17 protein-coding genes and 1 tRNA gene are annotated in these 16,512 nt (G+C 65.7%); 7 read left to right on the top strand and 11 right to left on the bottom strand.

Annotation, left to right across the window (positions count from 1 at the left end):
- Positions 1-48 precede the first annotated feature (48 nt).
- The 3 genes from FHY55_RS09630 to FHY55_RS09620 all read left to right on the top strand — a co-directional run bounded on the left by FHY55_RS09630 (position 49) and on the right by FHY55_RS09620 (position 1,054).
- Entirely contained in the window at positions 49-249 is a 201-nt protein-coding gene (locus tag FHY55_RS09630; RefSeq protein WP_140013988.1) for a hypothetical protein, read from the top strand.
- Between the two features lie 198 nt (positions 250-447).
- A tRNA-Gly gene (locus tag FHY55_RS09625) sits at positions 448-521 on the top strand.
- 137 nt (positions 522-658) lie between these two features.
- Complete coding sequence (locus FHY55_RS09620; protein WP_140013987.1) at positions 659-1,054, top strand: hypothetical protein; 396 nt, start codon at positions 659-661, stop codon at positions 1,052-1,054.
- 42 nt (positions 1,055-1,096) lie between these two features.
- Here the strand turns inward: FHY55_RS09620 and pgi are convergent, their stop codons facing one another.
- The 3 genes from pgi to zwf form a co-directional block, all read right to left on the bottom strand.
- On the bottom strand, positions 1,097-2,698 hold the full coding sequence (gene pgi / locus FHY55_RS09615) for a glucose-6-phosphate isomerase (protein ID WP_140013986.1): 1,602 nt from the start codon (positions 2,696-2,698) through the stop codon (positions 1,097-1,099).
- 78 nt (positions 2,699-2,776) lie between these two features.
- On the bottom strand, positions 2,777-3,451 hold the full coding sequence (gene pgl, locus FHY55_RS09610) for a 6-phosphogluconolactonase (protein WP_140013985.1): 675 nt from the start codon (positions 3,449-3,451) through the stop codon (positions 2,777-2,779).
- Positions 3,448-4,905, bottom strand: a complete 1,458-nt coding sequence (gene zwf / locus FHY55_RS09605; RefSeq protein WP_140013984.1) for a glucose-6-phosphate dehydrogenase — start codon at positions 4,903-4,905, stop codon at positions 3,448-3,450. Before zwf ends, pgl begins: the two co-directional genes overlap by 4 nt.
- A gap of 322 nt (positions 4,906-5,227) precedes the next feature.
- Here zwf and FHY55_RS09600 point away from each other — a divergent pair, with 322 nt between their 5' ends.
- Entirely contained in the window at positions 5,228-6,235 is a 1,008-nt protein-coding gene (locus FHY55_RS09600; protein WP_140013983.1) for a DUF4123 domain-containing protein, read from the top strand.
- 11 nt (positions 6,236-6,246) lie between these two features.
- On the opposite strand, the gene FHY55_RS09595 is transcribed toward FHY55_RS09600, so the two are convergent.
- Genes FHY55_RS09595 through FHY55_RS09585 form a run of 3 tightly spaced genes read right to left on the bottom strand, consistent with a single transcriptional unit; the run spans position 6,247 to position 8,935 of the window.
- Entirely contained in the window at positions 6,247-7,635 is a 1,389-nt protein-coding gene (locus tag FHY55_RS09595) for a DUF2235 domain-containing protein (RefSeq protein ID WP_140013982.1), read from the bottom strand.
- Positions 7,632-8,228: a hypothetical protein gene (locus FHY55_RS09590; protein WP_140013981.1), complete on the bottom strand. Its 597-nt coding sequence runs from the start codon at positions 8,226-8,228 to the stop codon at positions 7,632-7,634. The genes FHY55_RS09595 and FHY55_RS09590 overlap by 4 nt, the downstream gene beginning before the upstream one ends.
- The gene (locus tag FHY55_RS09585) at positions 8,225-8,935 is read right to left on the bottom strand and encodes a GAD-like domain-containing protein (RefSeq protein ID WP_140013980.1); all 711 of its coding nucleotides are present in this window, start codon (positions 8,933-8,935) and stop codon (positions 8,225-8,227) included. Before FHY55_RS09585 ends, FHY55_RS09590 begins: the two co-directional genes overlap by 4 nt.
- Before the next feature lie 207 nt (positions 8,936-9,142).
- Here FHY55_RS09585 and FHY55_RS09580 point away from each other — a divergent pair, with 207 nt between their 5' ends.
- Together FHY55_RS09580 and FHY55_RS09575 are read left to right on the top strand one after the other, a co-directional pair.
- Positions 9,143-9,811 (top strand): hypothetical protein, encoded by a 669-nt coding sequence (locus FHY55_RS09580; RefSeq protein WP_140013979.1) that lies wholly within the window; start codon positions 9,143-9,145, stop codon positions 9,809-9,811.
- Positions 9,812-9,947: 136 nt separating this feature from the next.
- The gene (locus FHY55_RS09575) at positions 9,948-11,330 is read left to right on the top strand and encodes a hypothetical protein (protein ID WP_140013978.1); all 1,383 of its coding nucleotides are present in this window, start codon (positions 9,948-9,950) and stop codon (positions 11,328-11,330) included.
- Between the two features lie 21 nt (positions 11,331-11,351).
- Here FHY55_RS09575 and FHY55_RS09570 read toward each other — a convergent pair whose 3' ends face one another.
- The 5 genes from FHY55_RS09570 to FHY55_RS09550 all read right to left on the bottom strand — a co-directional run bounded on the left by FHY55_RS09570 (position 11,352) and on the right by FHY55_RS09550 (position 15,125).
- Complete coding sequence (locus tag FHY55_RS09570) at positions 11,352-11,936, bottom strand: HNH endonuclease (RefSeq protein WP_140013977.1); 585 nt, start codon at positions 11,934-11,936, stop codon at positions 11,352-11,354.
- A 259-nt stretch (positions 11,937-12,195) separates the two neighbouring features.
- A complete protein-coding gene (locus FHY55_RS09565; RefSeq protein ID WP_140013976.1) occupies positions 12,196-13,053 on the bottom strand; it encodes an aminoglycoside phosphotransferase family protein in 858 nt (285 codons plus the stop codon).
- Positions 13,054-13,068: 15 nt separating this feature from the next.
- Positions 13,069-13,740: an alpha/beta hydrolase gene (locus FHY55_RS09560; RefSeq protein WP_140013975.1), complete on the bottom strand. Its 672-nt coding sequence runs from the start codon at positions 13,738-13,740 to the stop codon at positions 13,069-13,071.
- The gene (locus FHY55_RS09555; protein WP_140013974.1) at positions 13,741-14,379 is read right to left on the bottom strand and encodes a DNA-3-methyladenine glycosylase; all 639 of its coding nucleotides are present in this window, start codon (positions 14,377-14,379) and stop codon (positions 13,741-13,743) included.
- Complete coding sequence (locus FHY55_RS09550; protein ID WP_140016066.1) at positions 14,376-15,125, bottom strand: precorrin-6A/cobalt-precorrin-6A reductase; 750 nt, start codon at positions 15,123-15,125, stop codon at positions 14,376-14,378. Before FHY55_RS09550 ends, FHY55_RS09555 begins: the two co-directional genes overlap by 4 nt.
- A 133-nt stretch (positions 15,126-15,258) precedes the next feature.
- On the opposite strand from FHY55_RS09550, the gene FHY55_RS09545 reads away from it, so the two are divergent.
- Positions 15,259-16,488: an MFS transporter gene (locus FHY55_RS09545; protein ID WP_140013973.1), complete on the top strand. Its 1,230-nt coding sequence runs from the start codon at positions 15,259-15,261 to the stop codon at positions 16,486-16,488.
- Positions 16,489-16,512: the final 24 nt, after the last annotated feature.

Here is a 16,512-nt window from a genome sequence, read left to right as displayed (position 1 = left end):
TCGCAGCAAAGAGCGATTGTAGTGAAACATTTTCAAGGAGTTATCCCGATGACCAAGACCTTTATCACCGCCCTCACCGCCCTCACCCTCGCCGCCGCCCCGGCGCTTGCCTCCGGCACCGGCTCTGGCTCTGGCACCGGCTCCACCTCGAACATCAAGGAGCGCGGCACGATCTCGGGCACCAAGGACGTGGTGAAATCTCCCACCCGCGACGGCATGAAGCTCGACGGCATGCCCGGCGAAGACTGAGTTCTCCCTCCGGCGGCTGACGGGCGGCATTCCCCCAGTCATCCTCCCCTGAATGGCCCGACATCTCCGCGGGCCGGGGGATGCACCCCGCGCCGGACCTTGCGGGGTGGAGCGTGGCAGGTCAGGCCCTGCCCCTCCGCCCCGCCTCTTTTTCCAACCTTGACGACGCCCCCACCGAGACGTATCTCAGCCTTCGCGGCGGGTATGATGTAATGGTAGCCTGTCAGCTTCCCAAGCTGAACGCGCGGGTTCGATTCCCGCTACCCGCTCCAGCCCTCCCCCGGCTCCCCTTAACGCTTTTTTAACAGATTTCTCGCAACCGCCGGCGTGCGGCTACTGCTACCCTCTGTCCTGCGCCGCAACTGATTTCAGCGGCGCGTTGCCAATTTTGATCAACAGGACAGATAACATGACCAGGATTTCCCTGACCCTCCCCACCCTTCTCGCGCTCTCTGCCCCCGCCATGGCCGGCGATGTGCTGATTCAGCGCTGCAACGCCCATGTCGGCGGCGGCAAATATGTAAGTGGCCTCTGGGTGACAACCGCCCAAGGGCGCAGCTATCACCCCTCCGGGGCTGCCGGGCTTTCTGAAAATGCCACCTACTCCCGCGACAAGGCGCTGACATGGTTGGCCACACAGATGCCGATCAACCCCGCCCGCACCGTCTATTCGAGCGGCTGTAACCCCAAGGTCGATCACCCCACCCGGGCAGAGCCCGCACCGGCCGAAGTGGTCGCCGCGGTCGAGGTGGAAGAGCCGGTCGAAGTAACGGTTGAAGAGAGTGAAAATATCCGCGCCGAATGAGGCGCATCGCCCCGGCTGCGTCGCAGGCCGGGGCAGAATGGCTCACCGCCGCATGCGGATATAATCCACCAGCATCCGGGTGCTGTCATCCTTGTCTGCCCCGTCGGCCTCACCCGCCACAACGGGCTGCAGCGCCAGCGCCAGTTCCTTGCCCAGTTCCACGCCCCATTGGTCAAAGCTGTTGATGCCCAGGATAGCACCCTCCACGAAGACCCGATGCTCATAGAGCGCGATGATCATGCCCAACACCTCTGGCGTCAGCTCGGGGTAGAGCAGCATGGTGGAGGGGCGTGAGCCGGGGAAGACACGGTGGCGCGCCTGCCGCTCCAGCTCCTCGCCTTCAAAGCCCTTGGCGGCCATCAGCGCGGTGGCCTCCTTAAGTGACCGCCCGTTCATCAGCGCCTCGGCCTGAGCGAGACAATTGGAGATCAGCAACTCATGCTGATGTGCCAACTCGCTCTCATGCCCCCGCGCGGCAACCATGAACTCGCAGGGCACCACACCGGTGCCCTGATGGATCAGCTGATAGAAAGCGTGCTGCCCGTTGGTGCCCGGCTCGCCCCAAACCACGGGGCCGGAGGGCACCTTCAGTTTCTCGCCATCCATCCGCACCCGCTTGCCGTTGCTCTCCATCTCCAACTGCTGGAGGTAGGCCGGAAGCCGCGCCAGCCGCTGATCATAGGGCAGCACCGCGCGGGTGGGGTAGCCGCACAGTTGGTGGTGCCAGATGCCAACGAGGGCAAGCAGCACCGGCAGATTTTCTTTGAACTCGGCGGCGCGGAAGTGCCTGTCCATCGCCTGCCCGCCGCGCAGGAAGGCCTTGAAGCCCGTCGGCCCGATCGCCAGCATCAGCGAAAGCCCGATCGGCCCCCAAACAGAGTAGCGCCCCCCCACCCAATCCTCGAAGCCGAAAACCCGCTCGGGCGGGATGCCAAAGGCCGCCGTCTTCTCAAGGTTGGTCGAGAGCGCGGCAAACTGCGCTTTCGGGTCGCCCCCGCCCTCGCTCATCCACGCCTTTGCGGTGGCGGCGTTGGTCATGGTTTCGATGGTGGTGAAGGTCTTTGAGGCCACAATCACCAGCGTGCGCTTGGGGTCGAGCCCGCTGAGCGTGTCGTGCACATCGGCCCCGTCCACATTGCTCACGAAGTGGGTGCACGGCCCGTCGTGGTAGGGCGCGAGCGCAAGGCAGGCCATCGCAGGGCCAAGGTCAGAGCCGCCGATCCCTATGTTGACCACATCGGTGATCCGCCCGCCCGCACCCGCAAAGCGGCCCTCGCGAACCTCATCGGCAAAGGCCTCCATCCGCCCGAGCACCTGTTTGACGCCCGGCATCACATCGGCCCCGTCCACCATCACCGGGCCGCCGTCGATGTTGCGCAGCGCGGTGTGCAGCACGGCGCGGCCCTCGGTGTCGTTGATCTCAGCACCGGCAAACATCGCATCGCGCTTGGCCGCCACGCCCGCCTCCTCGGCGAGTTGCATCAGCAGCCAGAGCGCCTCGGTGTCGATCGAGGTCTTGGAGAAGTCAAAAAGCATGTCGCCAAAGCGGGCCGAGAAGTTCTTGGCCCGGTTGGGTGTGGCGAAAAGCTTGGCGATGGGACGGCGGGCATGTTCAGCCTGATAGGCCTTGAGTTTCTCCCACATGGGTTCTCGTCCTTCTTTCAATCCGCCTTACGGCCTCTATTGCGTCAAATAAGTGCAGGAAGGCTTAACGCCCCCCGTTCACGGTGCCCAATGCACCGTGGCATCACCCAAAACCGCGCGCACCGGCGCCTCCTCCACCGAGAGTCCGCGCGCACGATGCAGCGCGGCCAGCTTGGCCTCTCCGGTGATGAGAATATGGGTCGAGAGGGCGCCCTGCAGCACCGGTGCCGAGAGGGTGATGCGCGGCTCATCGGCCGCCTCGGCCCGCATCGGAAGCAGCACCGGCGCATCGTCCGAGAGCGCCTCGCTCAGCCGGTCCGCACCGGGGAAGAGCGAGGCCGTGTGCAAATCCGCCCCCATCCCCAGCAGCAGCACAGAGATCGGCAGATGTGGCTTGATCCCCTCGGCCAACGCCTCCATCGCATCTTCTGGCCGCTCGGCCTCGGCATAGAGCGGCACGTAGTTTGCTGCCTCCGCCGGGCCGGTCAACAGCCGCTGCCGGATCAGCCGGGTGTTGGAGCGGGGGCTGTCTTCGGGCACCCAGCGCTCGTCATTCAGAAAAACCGTCACCCGGCTCCATTCCAGCGATGTGCGCCCCGCCAGCATGTCAAAAACCGGCCCCGGCGTTGTGCCGCCGGGCACGCAAAAGCTGGCCTGCTCATGGGTTTCCAATGCCATCGTCAGCTCCGATGAGATCTGGTCGGCCAGATCCATCATCAACATCTCGGAGTCTGGATATTCGCGCAGTTTCATACCTTGATATCCCGCCACTTGCGCCCGTCCCGGTGCATCAGCGCCAGCGCATCCTCCGGCCCGGTGCTGCCCGCGTCATAGGTCTTTGGCACGTCATGCCGGTTGATCCAGCCCTCGATGATCGGATCGGTCCAAGCCCAGGCCGCCTCCACCTCGTCGCCCCGCATGAAGAGCGTTTGGTTGCCCCGGATCACATCCATGATCAGCCGCTCGTAAGCGTCGGGCACATCCTCGGCATCCGGGCCGAGCGCATCGGCAAACGACATGTCGAGAGGCACATCCATCAGGCGCATGCCCCCCGGGCCGGGCTCCTTGATGGTGACGCCAAGCTCCATGCCCTCATTGGGCTGCAGGCGGATCGTCAGGATATTGCGGTGCAGCCCGGCCTCGGGGCCGAAGATCGAATGCGGGGCATCCTTGAACACCACGGCAATCTCACTTGCCCGCGCCTTCAGCCGCTTGCCGGTGCGCATATAAAATGGCGTCCCCGCCCACCGCCAGTTGGAGATGCCCACCTTCATTGCCACGTAGCTCTCGGTGCGGCTGCGCGGGTCTTCCACGTCTTCGCGGTAGCCGGGGCCGTCAGGGCCCTCGTCATACTGGCCACGAACGATGTGATGGGGGTCCACCTCATCCAGAGCGCGGATCACCTTCAGTTTCTCGTCGCGCACCGCATCCGGGTCAAACTTTGCGGGCGGCTCCATCGCGATCAGGCAGAGCAGCTGCATCAGGTGGTTCTGCACCATATCGCGCATCGCGCCCGACTTGTCATAGTAGCTGCCGCGCCCGCCCACGCCGACCGTTTCGGCCACGGTGATCTGAATGTGATCAACATATTGGCTGTTCCACAGCGGCTCGAAGAGCATGTTGCCAAAGCGGACAGCCATCAGGTTCTGCACCGTCTCTTTGCCAAGATAATGGTCGATCCGGTAAATCTGGGTTTCGTCGAAATGCGCAGCCAGATCGGCATTCAGCGCCTTGGCCGAAGCCAGATCATGTCCAAAGGGCTTTTCAACCACGATGCGGCTGCGCTCGGTGGCAATCCCGTGGCTCTTTAGCCGCTCGGCCAGATCACCAAACAGGCTCGGACCGACCGAGAAGTAATAGGCCCCGATCACACCGGGCCGCATCTTGCCTTTCAGCTCTTCCCAACCAGCCTCGCCACGCGCGTCGATCGCCACATAGTCGAGCCGGTCCAAAAAGTCGCTCACCCCGGCCACATCGCTGGCGTGCTTGGGGTCGCCAAACTCCTCGATCGCCTCCTTGACCATCTGCTGATAGCCCGCGCGGTCTAGGTCGGAGCGGGCCGCGCCGATGATCCGGGCTTCCGCAGGCATCTGCCCCGCAGCCATGCGCCGATAGAGCCCGGGCAGGATCTTGCGCCGCGCAAGGTCGCCCGTGCCCCCGAAAATCACCAAGTCGAACGGATCGACGGGAATGACGCGTGATACCATGGGATCTCCCTGCGGAACGGTGCCTTTTGGGTGGCGTTAGCGCTAACGGCCTCGGTTTATCCGCAGACCTCACCAAAGTCTAGCACCCTGCCCCGGTCCGACAACCCGCGAGATGGCGGCAAGCGGTGCTACAGGAAGACAGACGCCGCACTGGGCAATCCGCAGGTTGAAAGACCTCGCCACAGGCAGTCGGTCAACTTTTGCCTACAGGCCCCGGCGCAAACGCCACGCAAGGCCCCACATCATTGCGCCCCTTTCGCCCTCGCCGCCCTGCTGCTAGAAGCCGCCACGTTGATGAGTGGCAGGGACCGGACGCCAGAGCATGATCGAACAAAAGACCCTCTCCGACGGCCTCCCTCTCGGTCAGTCCACCGATGTGGACCGCAAGCTGCCGCCCACGCTGGAACGGCTGCTCTTTACCAAGGATACCCGCCTTTTCGCAGTGCTTGATGCCGCCCGGCTGCCCGCGCTGCAATCCATCATCGAAAATCTGGAGCTGGACAGCCGCTGCCTGTTCTTCGGTGACCTTGCCGAAAGCGCAGGCGAGGCCGCGCCGTGGCTGGTCGAACTGCCAAAGGACTGCCCCCTGCTCTTCCGCCTGCTCACCGATGCCGGGCCAGAGGGCGGCACCGTGCTGGGCCACTGGCGGGCCGAGCCGGGCATCCTGCTGCGCACCAGCGGGCTCGACATCGACGGCCTCCGCCGCCACCTGCGTCGCCTGATGCGGGTGCAGGATGAAGACGAGCGCTGGTATTTCCTGCGGTTCTGGGAGCCACGCTCCATGGCCACTTATCTCGCGGGTCTCACCGACCGCGCCGAAACCGTGGCCCGCTGGGTCTTCCCGCGTGAAACCGGGCAGATCGACCTCTTCGCTCTTCCCTATCTCAAGGATGGCACAACGCCCGTGCTGCAAGCCTTCCGCCCCCACCCCGACCTGCCCGAAGAGCGCAAACACTACGGTATCTTCACCCTCTCCGAGCGCGATATTTCGTCCTTCGCTGCGTTGCGCTGGAAGCGCGATTGCGAGGGCATCGCCGAGCGCCTGCGCGCCACCTTCCCCGAGCCCGCCGAGGCGCATCAGGGGGCCGCGCTCAACGGGCTGTGCGACGATGTCATGCGGCGGATGCACGGCTACGGGCTGCGCCACCTCGCCGCGCTCTTCTCCTGCTGCGCATGGGAGCTGCACTTCGGCCCGCAGTTCGAAACCCGCGACCCAACCGGCAAAGCCGCCCGGATCCTCGCAGATGACGCCCCGCCCGAGCTGCGCTTCACCCGGCTTTCCAAGCACATGGAAGCCTTGGAGGCGCAAGGCGCTTTCAACGCGGCCTGAGCCAGCGCGCGCTACTTGGCCTTGCCGGCCTCGTTCCAGTAGATCACCCGCTTGAACCCCGACGCGCCATTGGGGGCCGGCGTAGGGGCCATGCCGATGCTGTCATAATTCGAAGACATGTGCCCGAACTTCCGCAGCGCCGTGCGCTTCATTGCCTCTGACGGGCGGCCTCCCGCGCGCAGGATCGTCGCCATTGGCTGCAAATCCCCCGGAATGGTGTAGGCCTCCGTGCCCGGCAGCCCGTCCAGCGGAACCGAGGCGGCAAGCGCCTTGTCATGCATGATCGCCAGCGCGATACGCGACAGGCCAAGCTGCACCTCGCGCTTCAGCCATGCGCCTGTCGTGTAGGTGTAAGTCTTCGAAACCAGCCCCGCGAGGCCCGGCGTGCGCCGTTCGATGATCTGGCTCGGCTCGTTGCGCAAGGCCCCCTGCGGGTCGCCCGGCTCAATCCAGCCCTCGCTGACATAGAAGCTCTCCAGCGAGGTCCGCTCCCGAAGCGCCCGCGCCGCATCAACCGCCCGCGCTGCCTCGGCCTGCTCGCGGCTGTAAAAGGTGCGGGTGCGGGCGCGTTCCACCAACACCTCATCCTCGGTGCTCGAATAGCCGCCGCCAATGTCAGAATGGGCCCCCGGCAACTCCTGATAGGGGCCGCCGCCCGGGTGGTTGTGGTTGAGCCGAAAGTTGGTGCGATACTCGTGCTCGGCGGTCAGATGCATGATCGCATCCGCCTGCGCCGTCTTCATATGCACGTTCACATCGCCGTTGTCGTCATCCGTCCCGTCCCCGATCGCCGCAACCGTATCGAAGACCCCGACAAAGCGGATGCGCACATTGCGGCCCTCCGGCAGCGAGGCCTTGTTCCCGTTGTAAACGATGTAGCCCTGCCGGAAGCAGTTGACGAAGTACCGTGCCGCCGCAGCGCCCCGGCTAAAGCCGAAGACATCCAGCACCACCTCCTCGGGCTCCACCCCGGGCGACAGCTCCATGATCTTGGTGCCCACGTCGAGGCAGGCGGCATAAACCCGCGATTCCACCCCCGTCGGCCCCATCCCCACGGCCGCGCCATACTTGTTGGTGGGCCACCAGTCGGATTCTCCGGCGGTGGTGCCAATCCCCTGCTTGTAGATCGCCCCACGCTTGATCGCGTAACCGCAACTGTTGCGCGGCCAGCTGGCAGAATCGATGATGTAACGGTCGTGCAGCAGCACAACATTGGAGAGCGCCGAGTTGTAGCTGTCGGAAATCCGGCTCGACGGGCCGCGCACGTTGGCGGCGTTGTTGCCGGTGCCGTCGAAAAACACGCCAATCTCCAGCGTCACCCTCGGGCAGCTCTGCGCCACGGTGCCTGCGGCATTGTCCATCCCGGCAGAGGCTTCGGCGGATCGAGAGGTCACGCTCATCGGGCAGGCTCCGGGCATTCAGTGGTCTCGGGGACGGGCGGGTAGCTATAGCTGAACAGGCGCGCGAGTTTCGGCTCGCTGCCGGTCTCGGCCCGCAGATCGCGGTCGTTGTCCGGCGCGCGCTTGCCGCAGGTGCGGGCAAGGTTTCGTGGCCCGCCCTCGGTCGGCAGCGGGTCACTGGCCACCAGCAGCAGCCCGTTCGGCCCAACGATCACCCCGATCCGCGCCGCACCCGAAGCGCTGCGCTCCAGCGCGCCCATGTCCACGGCGGTCTCTGCCACCCAAGCCCGCCCGCTCAACAGCTCCACCCAGCTCACCCGCACCGGCACCTTGCCGCTGCCACCGCGCCAGCCGAGATACATCGAGTTCTGCGTGCGCGGCTCCATCTCATCAGCATGGCCCGCCATCGCACTGGGGAGCGGCAGGTATTGCCCGCCGTCTAGCGAAACTTCGGTGAAATAGGCGGGCGTGGCGCGATAGGTGCCGCGCGTCAGCTCGATTTCGGAAGGCGCCGCGCCTCCCAGGCACCCCGCCAGCAGTGCCACGGCCAACGCAGCGGCGGCGCGCGTCAGGCGTGCGGCCCGGCGGCTCATGCGGCTGCCCCGATTTCACGAATGTTGAACCGCCGCGTCGCCATATCCGACAGATACCACACCTTCGAAGCCGCCCGCTCCTCCAGCCACTCCGGGTAATGGGCCGCGTAAAGATCTTCAAAGTCCGGGATCGGCTCCGCGCTGGCCGCCGCGCCGGGCGCATAGATCACCATGCGCGGCAAAGGGTCAAAGGCCTCCTGCGCGCGCTCCAGCATCGGCTGTCCTCCGCTATCAACCATGTCCAGCAGCGGACCCTCGGCGGCCAGCCCCCAGTCCAGCGCCACCCGGTCGGGCTGTCTGCGGCTCTCGGGGCGGTGCAGAAAAGGCGCCTCTACAAGGCCCTGCACGACATCAACATAGATCAGCCAGTGGCGCTCGCTCCACAGGAAAAGGTTGCCGAAGGCGGTATGAGCGAAGGCATGCACATCCACCCGACGCTCTTCGGGAAGGCTGAAATCCGGGTCGCCGGAAAAGAGCTTGTCAACCGCGCTGCGCAGCTCGCCGGGCACGCATAGCCGCAAGCCGCCGTCGGCCAGATCGCCCACGCCGTGATCCTCCCAAAGGTCCAGCAGGATCGGCGCAACGCGCCCTTCATGCAGGGTGATCTCGGCAGCCGTGACCGGCGCCCTCATCTCCAAGGGGCCGCGTGCCTCGATCAGAGCGGCCAGTTCCTCTGCCGCCCCCGGAAGCTCACTTCTTCCACTCATGCGCGCACACTCGATCCCTGTATTTGCTCTACCGGAGGTGGCAAAAACTGCCTTGCAGGTCAAGCCCTTGTGCGCAAATCCCGCCCCTTGCCGAACGTCTCGGAGGCAAAGATGAACGTATTTGTCACACCTGCGCCGTTGCCCGAGGGCCGGGCCATGGTCATACTGAAACAAGTTGATTTTATGACCAATTCACAGGAGCCCCGCATGTCCCCTGCCCTGATCCGCCTGTCTCGCGCCACGCTGCTCAGCTTCGCGCTGGCATCACCGGCCTTGGCCCAATCCGCGCCGCCGATGATCGACCAGTCCTCACCCGTCCATGTCGCCGATATCACCGGCACCCTCACCCAAATGGGTTTCAAGGTTTCGCCGATCGACATGAACGCGCCCTGGGCCTTTCTCGCCGAGTACAAAAGCACCAAGATGATCGTGCGCCCCGAAGGTTGCACCCAGGGCAAGGGCTGCCGCTTCATCACCCTCGAAACCCGCTACAACTACCCCACCGCCTTCGAGGCCGCCGACATGGAGGATTTCAACCAGCGCTCCTATTGCTGCAAAATGATCCAGCCCGCGCCCGGCAAGGTGCATATGACGATGACCCTGCCCTTCGGCAAAGCGATGACGGTTGAGTATTTCGTTGAAAGCGTCGCCACCGTCTACGCGATGCACGGGAACGCCTTCAAAATGCTGACAGAGTGGCACGAGCGCGGCCCGCGCACGGCCGCCGCCGCACCGGCCCCCGCAGCCCCCGCCGATGCGCCCAAAGCGCCCGGCCTCGGAATCGGCAAGGCCGACATTGACGCCTCCGCCCCCAAAAACCCGCCCTCGCTTGGCGTCGGCGTGGGCAGCTTCTCGCTGGAGGAACTGATGCGCTGAGGCACGGGCGGGGGCACACACCCCGCCCCGCTCACCGACCCGACCGGCAGCACTCATTCAGCGCGCCGGTCTCGATTTGAAACCAAACCCTTCCCACCGTGCGCCCAGGCCCGGTCCAGCCATTCAAGGAAAGTCCATGTTCCTCCGCCACACCCTGTCCGCCACGGTCCTCACCCTCCTCCTTACCGCGCCACTCGCCGCCGAAACAGCCCCGGCCACCTTGCCCGAGGGGTTCGCCGACATCGCCGCCAAGCACGGCCTCGCCTTCAACCCCGCCGCAGGCACCCTAAGCCCCGGTGGCACAATCACGGCCTATGAGCTGGCGCTGGAAGGAGGCACGCACACCCTGAGGTTCGGCGATTGCGATGAAGCGGGCTGCGCCAGCATCACCATCACCTCGATCCTGCCCAATATTGCCAATCTGGATGGTAGGGCATTCGGAGCCGAGATGAGCACGGGCCGCTACAGCGCCTTCAGCGCCCCACCTCTACACCACCGCATAACCGTCCGAGCCGATAGCCTGCGGATCGAAACCACCTTCAAATCTTCCGAGCCCGATGCGTTGGAAGAGGCCATCGGCCGCTGGCGGCACGGCATCTTGCAGCTCACAGAGCTGCTCGCCACCCCGCGCCCCGACCCGTCAAAGAGCTTGTCCGCCGTCTTCAGCCCCGAGGCACTGACCGAAACACTTGCGGCCCTCGACGCCACCATGAAGCCCGACACCGAAGGCGGCGCACGCCTGCCCGAGACCGAAAAGAGCTTTCTCGTCACCGGCAAAGACTTCTCCTACCTCGCCACCTTCACCGGCTGCCGGGCCGAGGGCTGCACCGGCCTCACCCTACAAGCCGTGGTCGAAAACCCCGGTCGCCTGACCGGGCCGGAGTTCAACGCGATCTACGACGATGGGCAGTTTGCCTTCATCAGCGACACCGAGCTGCCCTACAACGTGCGAGCCAACCTGCGGGTGGTGACAATCAACACCGATGTCTGGCCCGAAATGGCCGAGGATCCAGAGCGGCTAAAGGCCAACCTCGCCACCTTCCACCGCTACATCACCGAGCTGTCCACGGCCCTCGCCGAGGCCCCGCCCGCGCCCGATCCGCTTGAGCAGACGGTGCGCAAGCCGGAGGATGTGGCGCAGCTGATCCGCGCGCTCGGAAGCGATGCCGCCGCCGTCAAAAGCGGGGGCCACCACGTGATCCGCGTACCCGGCAGGGGTGGCCTGATCCTGATCTATTACCAAGGCTGCAAGAACGAGAAAGACCCGGCAGGCTGCCGCTTCCTGTTGCTAACCTCCTCGCGGCGGCTTCTCGAGAAACCAGCCGACGAAGCCATCGCGCGCTACACGGCCCGCAGCTTCTGCTGCAAGGCGGTCTGGTCGGAGGAAGACAAGCGGCTGACGCAAATCATGAGCTTGCCGCTGCGGCCCGGCATCGACGCCGCGCTGATGGACGAAGCCTTGGTGATTTTCCGCTCGCAGTTGAAGCTCTTCGAGCGGGACTTTCCAAAGGCGCAATAGCGAAGGGCCGCGCTGCGGGCCTCACGCCTCCAGTTCGGCATCCCAATACAGGTAGTCCACCCAGCTGTCGTGCAGATAGCCCGGCGGGAAGCGGCGGCCCATGTTCATCAACTCCCCCGCGCTGGGCGGGCGGGGCGGCTTGCGCAGGCTCATCCCGGTCTGCGCAAGCTGGCGCGAGCCCTTGCGCAGGTTGCAGGGTGCACATGCGGCCACCACGTTTTCCCAGCTGGTGCGCCCACCCCGGGCCCGCGGCACCACATGGTCAAAGGTCAAATCCCCCTTCGCCCCGCAGTACTGACAGCGAAATTCGTCCCTCAAAAACAAATTAAAGCGCGTGAAGGCCACGCGCTTTTGGGGTTTTACATAGTCTTTGAGAACGACGACGGAGGGGATCCTGATCTCGGTTGAGGGACTTCGCACCACCTCGTCATATTCGGCGATGATACTCACCCTGTCGAGCCAGGCCGCCTTGATGGCCTCCTGCCACGGCCAGAGAGAAAGCGGATAGTAAGAGAGCGGACGGTAATCGGCGTTCAGCACCAATGCGGGGTGGTGTTTGAGGTTTGTGGGTTCCCTGACGAAAGTCGTCCTGAAGTCACCGTCCATCGTGCCGTCTCTCCGTGCTCGTCTGCCTGTCGTTGCCTGCGTCTCGCGCTCTGTGAGTCTTTCCCCGACTATATCTGGGGTTTTACCCCGCGCAACCCCCGCAACATGCGGTGTGTGTTGGATAAATGGCCCGATTCCGTGACAGGGGCGTGACAGTTATCCACAGCCAGCCGCACCTTGTTTGCTGCAATGCCGCACCCAGCGCGCCAAAGCCCAAGCCCAACTCAACCCCACCGTAGGGTGGGGAATCTGCCCACCATCACGCCCCTGCCAATTCCAGAAACATCCGCAACAGCCCCAATTCCCCGTCCGCGTCCAGCCGCCCCTGCGCCCGCCACGAGATCGAAAGCGCCACCTTCGCCGCCGCCCAGCCCAGCATTTCCGCCTCGCTCACCCCCGCTGCCGGAGCAAACACCGCCGCCAAAGCCCGCGCTCGCGCCGGATCGGCAATGAGCGCCTCCGCCCCCTTCGGATTGCGAAACGCATTGGCAAGGTCAAAGGCCCGCGGCCCCACGATCCCTTTCGCATCAAAGGCCGTCCAGCCACGCGGGCCATCCTTCACGTTGTCATGGTGCAAATCCCCATGCAGAGCGATGTGGTCCCCCGCGCCCTCCATAAGCCGCCGCATCAGCCCCCGCGCCCGCTCCACCGCCGCCCGATCTTCCGCGCCCAGCGCCGGGCCGAACTCCAGCGCAAACAGCGCCCGGCACCAGTCCTCCTCGCTAACAACCCGCGCCCCGGGCCACACCGTCGGCTGCCGCCAAAGCCGCGAGGCCACCTGCGCCAGCAGCCCCGTTGCTTCCCCGTCACGCCCAGCGCGCACCAGATCACCAAGCGACGGCCCGTCGAGCCACTCCATCAGCACCGCGCCCTCCGCACGGGCAAAGAGACGCACCGCACCGTGCTGACGGCGGATCGACAGATACTCCACCCCGCCCGCTTCGTTCGCCATTCCGGGATCATGCCAAACCTTCAGCGCCGCCAGCCCTCTGCCCCGCCGCACCCGCCAGACCCGGGCAATGGCGGTCTCGGTGACGAACTCGGGAGAGGTGACTTCGAATAGCTCGAGCAGAGCGGCGGGCGGCCTCACCGCGTAGGGCGGCACTTGTCCCGCCATTCGAGGACCGTCGTCTTATCCATCCTTCAACAGAAACTCCCGCAGGAAGGCGAAGGCCTGACTCAGGCCCTCGGGCGCGATGCCGTGAGGCGTGCCCTCCATGGTGAAGGTATACACCGGAAAGCCCGCCGCCTTCAGCGCATCCGCCGCCAGCCCCATGCTCTCAAAAGGCACCAGCGGATCCTGATCGCCATGGGCCAGGAGCACCGGGAAGCTGCTCTTCATCTCCGCCTTCAGCCGCTCCGGCTCCAGCAGGCGACCAGAGAAGCCAACCACGCCGGCAAATGGCGAATCCCGGCGCGGGGCGACGTGCAGGCTCATCATCGTGCCCTGCGAAAAGCCAATGAGCGCCACCTGATCGGGCGTCACCCCCTCGGCCTCAAGTACGCCATCGAGAAAGGCGTTCAGATCTTCCACCGACTGCGCCATGCTCGCACCCGCTTCCGCCGCACTGGACCCATCCATCATCGGGATCGGAAACCACTGAAACCCCATCGGATTGTTGCGGCAGGGCTCCGGCGCGTCGGGCGCCAGGAAGAGCGTGTCGGGCATATGCGCCCCCAGCGGCTGGGCCAGCCCAAGCAGGTCATTCCCATCGGCCCCGTAGCCGTGCAGGAAGATCACCACCTGCTTAACCTCACCCGACTGCGGCTCAACCCGCCCCACCTTCAGCTCTCTCGGCGCCATCTACCTGATCCCTTCTCGCTGTTTCGCCACCCGGAAGTAGGCCCATAACAGCCGCGCCGCAACCGCCCGCCACGGGCTCCAGTCCTCGGCCTGCGCGCGCAAAGCCTTCTCCGAGGGCCGCTCCGGCAGGCCGTAGAGCATCCGCGCGGCTTCCTGCAACGCAAGGTCGGCGGGGGCAAACACATCGGCCCGGCCCAGCGAGAAAATCGCGTAAACCTCCGCCGTCCAGCGCCCGATCCCGGGCACCTCCGTGAGCACCGCCACCACCTCCTCGTCAGGCGCACCCCGCAGCGCGGCATAGTCTATCTCCGCTTCCGCCAGCGCCCGGGCATAGCGCACCTTGGGGCGCGAAAGGCCCACCGCGCGCAACTCCTCGTCGCTCGCCGCCCGCACGCGGCCCGGGTGTGCAAAGCCCGCGGCCTCCACCCGCGCCCAAATCGCCGCCGCAGAGGCCACGCTCACCTGCTGGCTGACAATGGCCGAAAGCAGCGCCTCAAAGCCGTCTCCCCTCCGGCGCAGAGGCACCTCGCCGCAGGCCTCCAGCGCATGGGCCAACCGGGGGCAACGGGCGGCAAGCCAGCCCGCGCCCTCGGCCACACAGTCAGATGTTTCAATGATCCGCCCGACGCCCGCACTCACAGCGCCTCGGCCCAGCCCATTGCCGCTTCCAACGTTTCCACCCGCGTCACCCCTTCCGCCTTTGGCGGGCGGGCCAGCATGGCCACCGGCAACCCCATGGCCCGGGCGGCATCCAGCTTGGGCCGCGCACCCTCGCCGCCCGCGTTCTTCACCACCAGCCAATCCACGCCGAGCCGCTGAAACAGCTTCATCTCCGCCTGCGCCGTGAAAGGCGGAACCGAAAGCAAAAACTCCCCCCCCTCAAAGGGAAACGGCCCATCGGCCATGTCGAGTTGACGGCAGATCACGCGGCGCCCCTCAAGGCAAGCAAAGCGCTCCAGCCCGGCTCGCCCGGTTCCAAGGAAAACGCAGGCATTCTGCGGGATCAACGCGCTGCACGCTTCGGGAGCGGCAATCTCCACCCAGTCATCGCCGGGCCGGGCCTCCCAGGGCGGGCGCTCAAAGTGCAGCAGCGGCAGGCCCAGATCACCGGCAATTCTCGCCGTGCGCAGGCTGACCGCTTCGGCATAGGGATGTGTGGCATCCACCACCGCATCGGGCTGCGTCTCCTCAAGGTAGCGCCGAAAGCCCTCGTCGCCGCCAAAGCCGCCAAGCGTGGCGGGCACAGGAAAGTCTCGCCCACGCATCTGGCGGGCCAACCGGATGTCGACATCAAAATCGTCGCGCCAAGCCAGCGCCTGGCCCAGCGCCCGGCTCTCACCGCTGCCAGCAAGCAGCAGGATCTTCTTTGCCCCATCCCGTGTCATAACCGCCCAAACCATAGGCCCCGCCGCTGCTCGGGCCAAGGGCTGACCGCGCAACAACCGATCCCCGATTCGGCAACAAAGCGCAGGCGCACCGCCGCTTGCACAGGCCCCGGCTTTGGGCTCTATACCGCCCATGAGCACCTCCGCCGATACCCCGCCCGCCCCCGCCGACGACAGCAAGGCCCGCCGCAACGTCGCCGTGCTGGTGGCCGCGCAGGCGATCCTTGGCAGCCAGATGCCGATGATTTTCACCATCGGCGGGCTTGCGGGCCAAAGCCTTGCTCCCAACATCTGCTTCGCCACCCTGCCGATCTCGCTCATCGTGCTCGGCTCCATGCTCTCGGCCACGCCGCTTTCGGCGCTGATGCAGCGCTACGGGCGGCGCGCGGGGTTCTGGGCTGGGGCCTTCGGCGGAGCCGCCGGCGGCGCCATCGGGGCCTATGGGCTCTATGCGCAGAACTTCTACATCTTCCTCGCCGGCTCGCTGCTGACAGGCATCTACATGTCGGCGCAGGGCTTTTATCGTTTTGCCGCCGCCGATACCGCGTCAGACGCCTTCCGCCCCAAGGCCATCTCCTACGTCATGGCCGGTGGGCTGGCCTCGGCCATCATCGGCCCGCAGATCGTGAAGTTCACCGCCGAGGCCTATGTCATCCCCTTCCTTGGCACCTATGCCGCGGTGATCGCCGTCAACATCGTCGGCTCGCTGCTGTTTCTCTTCCTCGACATCCCCCGCCCCCCGATCCCCGCCCATGACGCGCCCAAGGGCCGGAGCCGGATGGAACTGCTGAAAACGCCCCGCATCGCGGTGGCGGTGATCTGCGCCATGGTCAGCTATGCGCTGATGAACCTCGTGATGACCTCGACGCCGCTTGCCGTCGTGGGCTGCGGTTTTGAAACCGGGGATGCCGCCAATGTTGTCACCGCTCACGTGCTGGCGATGTTCGCGCCCTCCTTCTTCACCGGCCACCTGATCGCGCGCTTCGGTGTAGAGAAGATCATGGCCATTGGGCTGGTGATCCTCGCGGCCGCCGGGGCTGTAGGGCTGTCGGGCGTCGAGCTCGAACAGTTCTTCGTGGCCCTCGTGCTGCTCGGCCTTGGCTGGAACTTCGGCTTCATCGGCGCCACCTCCATGCTCGCCGGGGCCCATGCGCCCCACGAGCGCGGGCGGATGCAGGGGCTGAATGACCTGATCGTCTTCGGCGGTGTCACCCTGGCCTCCCTCGCGTCCGGCGGGCTGATGAACTGCTCGGGCGGCTCGGCGCAGGCCGGTTGGACGGCGGTCAACTTCGCCATGGCCCCCTTCCTCGTGCTCGCGGGCGGCGCGCTGATCTGGCTGGTGATGCGCCCGAAAGAGGCATAGCGCCCGCCAAACGGCTCTTCGCGG

The sequence above is a fragment of the Oceanicola sp. D3 genome (assembly GCF_006351965.1).
Classification (GTDB): Bacteria; Pseudomonadota; Alphaproteobacteria; order Rhodobacterales; family Rhodobacteraceae; genus Vannielia.
The sequence above is the reverse complement of the archived record's forward strand: the minus strand, read 5'-3'. Positions and strand labels throughout refer to the sequence as shown.

What these genes read in the sequence shown, in the direction of transcription:
- FHY55_RS09630 (WP_140013988.1), top strand. Translation starts at nt 49, where the DNA reads ATGACCAAGACCTTTATCACCGCCCTCACCGCCCTCACCCTCGCCGCC.
- FHY55_RS09620 (WP_140013987.1), top strand. Translation starts at nt 659, where the DNA reads ATGACCAGGATTTCCCTGACCCTCCCCACCCTTCTCGCGCTCTCTGCC.
- pgi (WP_140013986.1), bottom strand. Translation starts at nt 2,698, where the DNA reads ATGTGGGAGAAACTCAAGGCCTATCAGGCTGAACATGCCCGCCGTCCC.
- pgl (WP_140013985.1), bottom strand. Translation starts at nt 3,451, where the DNA reads ATGAAACTGCGCGAATATCCAGACTCCGAGATGTTGATGATGGATCTG.
- zwf (WP_140013984.1), bottom strand. Translation starts at nt 4,905, where the DNA reads ATGGTATCACGCGTCATTCCCGTCGATCCGTTCGACTTGGTGATTTTC.
- FHY55_RS09600 (WP_140013983.1), top strand. Translation starts at nt 5,228, where the DNA reads ATGATCGAACAAAAGACCCTCTCCGACGGCCTCCCTCTCGGTCAGTCC.
- FHY55_RS09595 (WP_140013982.1), bottom strand. Translation starts at nt 7,635, where the DNA reads ATGAGCGTGACCTCTCGATCCGCCGAAGCCTCTGCCGGGATGGACAAT.
- FHY55_RS09590 (WP_140013981.1), bottom strand. Translation starts at nt 8,228, where the DNA reads ATGAGCCGCCGGGCCGCACGCCTGACGCGCGCCGCCGCTGCGTTGGCC.
- FHY55_RS09585 (WP_140013980.1), bottom strand. Translation starts at nt 8,935, where the DNA reads ATGAGTGGAAGAAGTGAGCTTCCGGGGGCGGCAGAGGAACTGGCCGCT.
- FHY55_RS09580 (WP_140013979.1), top strand. Translation starts at nt 9,143, where the DNA reads ATGTCCCCTGCCCTGATCCGCCTGTCTCGCGCCACGCTGCTCAGCTTC.
- FHY55_RS09575 (WP_140013978.1), top strand. Translation starts at nt 9,948, where the DNA reads ATGTTCCTCCGCCACACCCTGTCCGCCACGGTCCTCACCCTCCTCCTT.
- FHY55_RS09570 (WP_140013977.1), bottom strand. Translation starts at nt 11,936, where the DNA reads ATGGACGGTGACTTCAGGACGACTTTCGTCAGGGAACCCACAAACCTC.
- FHY55_RS09565 (WP_140013976.1), bottom strand. Translation starts at nt 13,053, where the DNA reads ATGGCGGGACAAGTGCCGCCCTACGCGGTGAGGCCGCCCGCCGCTCTG.
- FHY55_RS09560 (WP_140013975.1), bottom strand. Translation starts at nt 13,740, where the DNA reads ATGGCGCCGAGAGAGCTGAAGGTGGGGCGGGTTGAGCCGCAGTCGGGT.
- FHY55_RS09550 (WP_140016066.1), bottom strand. Translation starts at nt 15,125, where the DNA reads ATGACACGGGATGGGGCAAAGAAGATCCTGCTGCTTGCTGGCAGCGGT.
- FHY55_RS09545 (WP_140013973.1), top strand. Translation starts at nt 15,259, where the DNA reads ATGAGCACCTCCGCCGATACCCCGCCCGCCCCCGCCGACGACAGCAAG.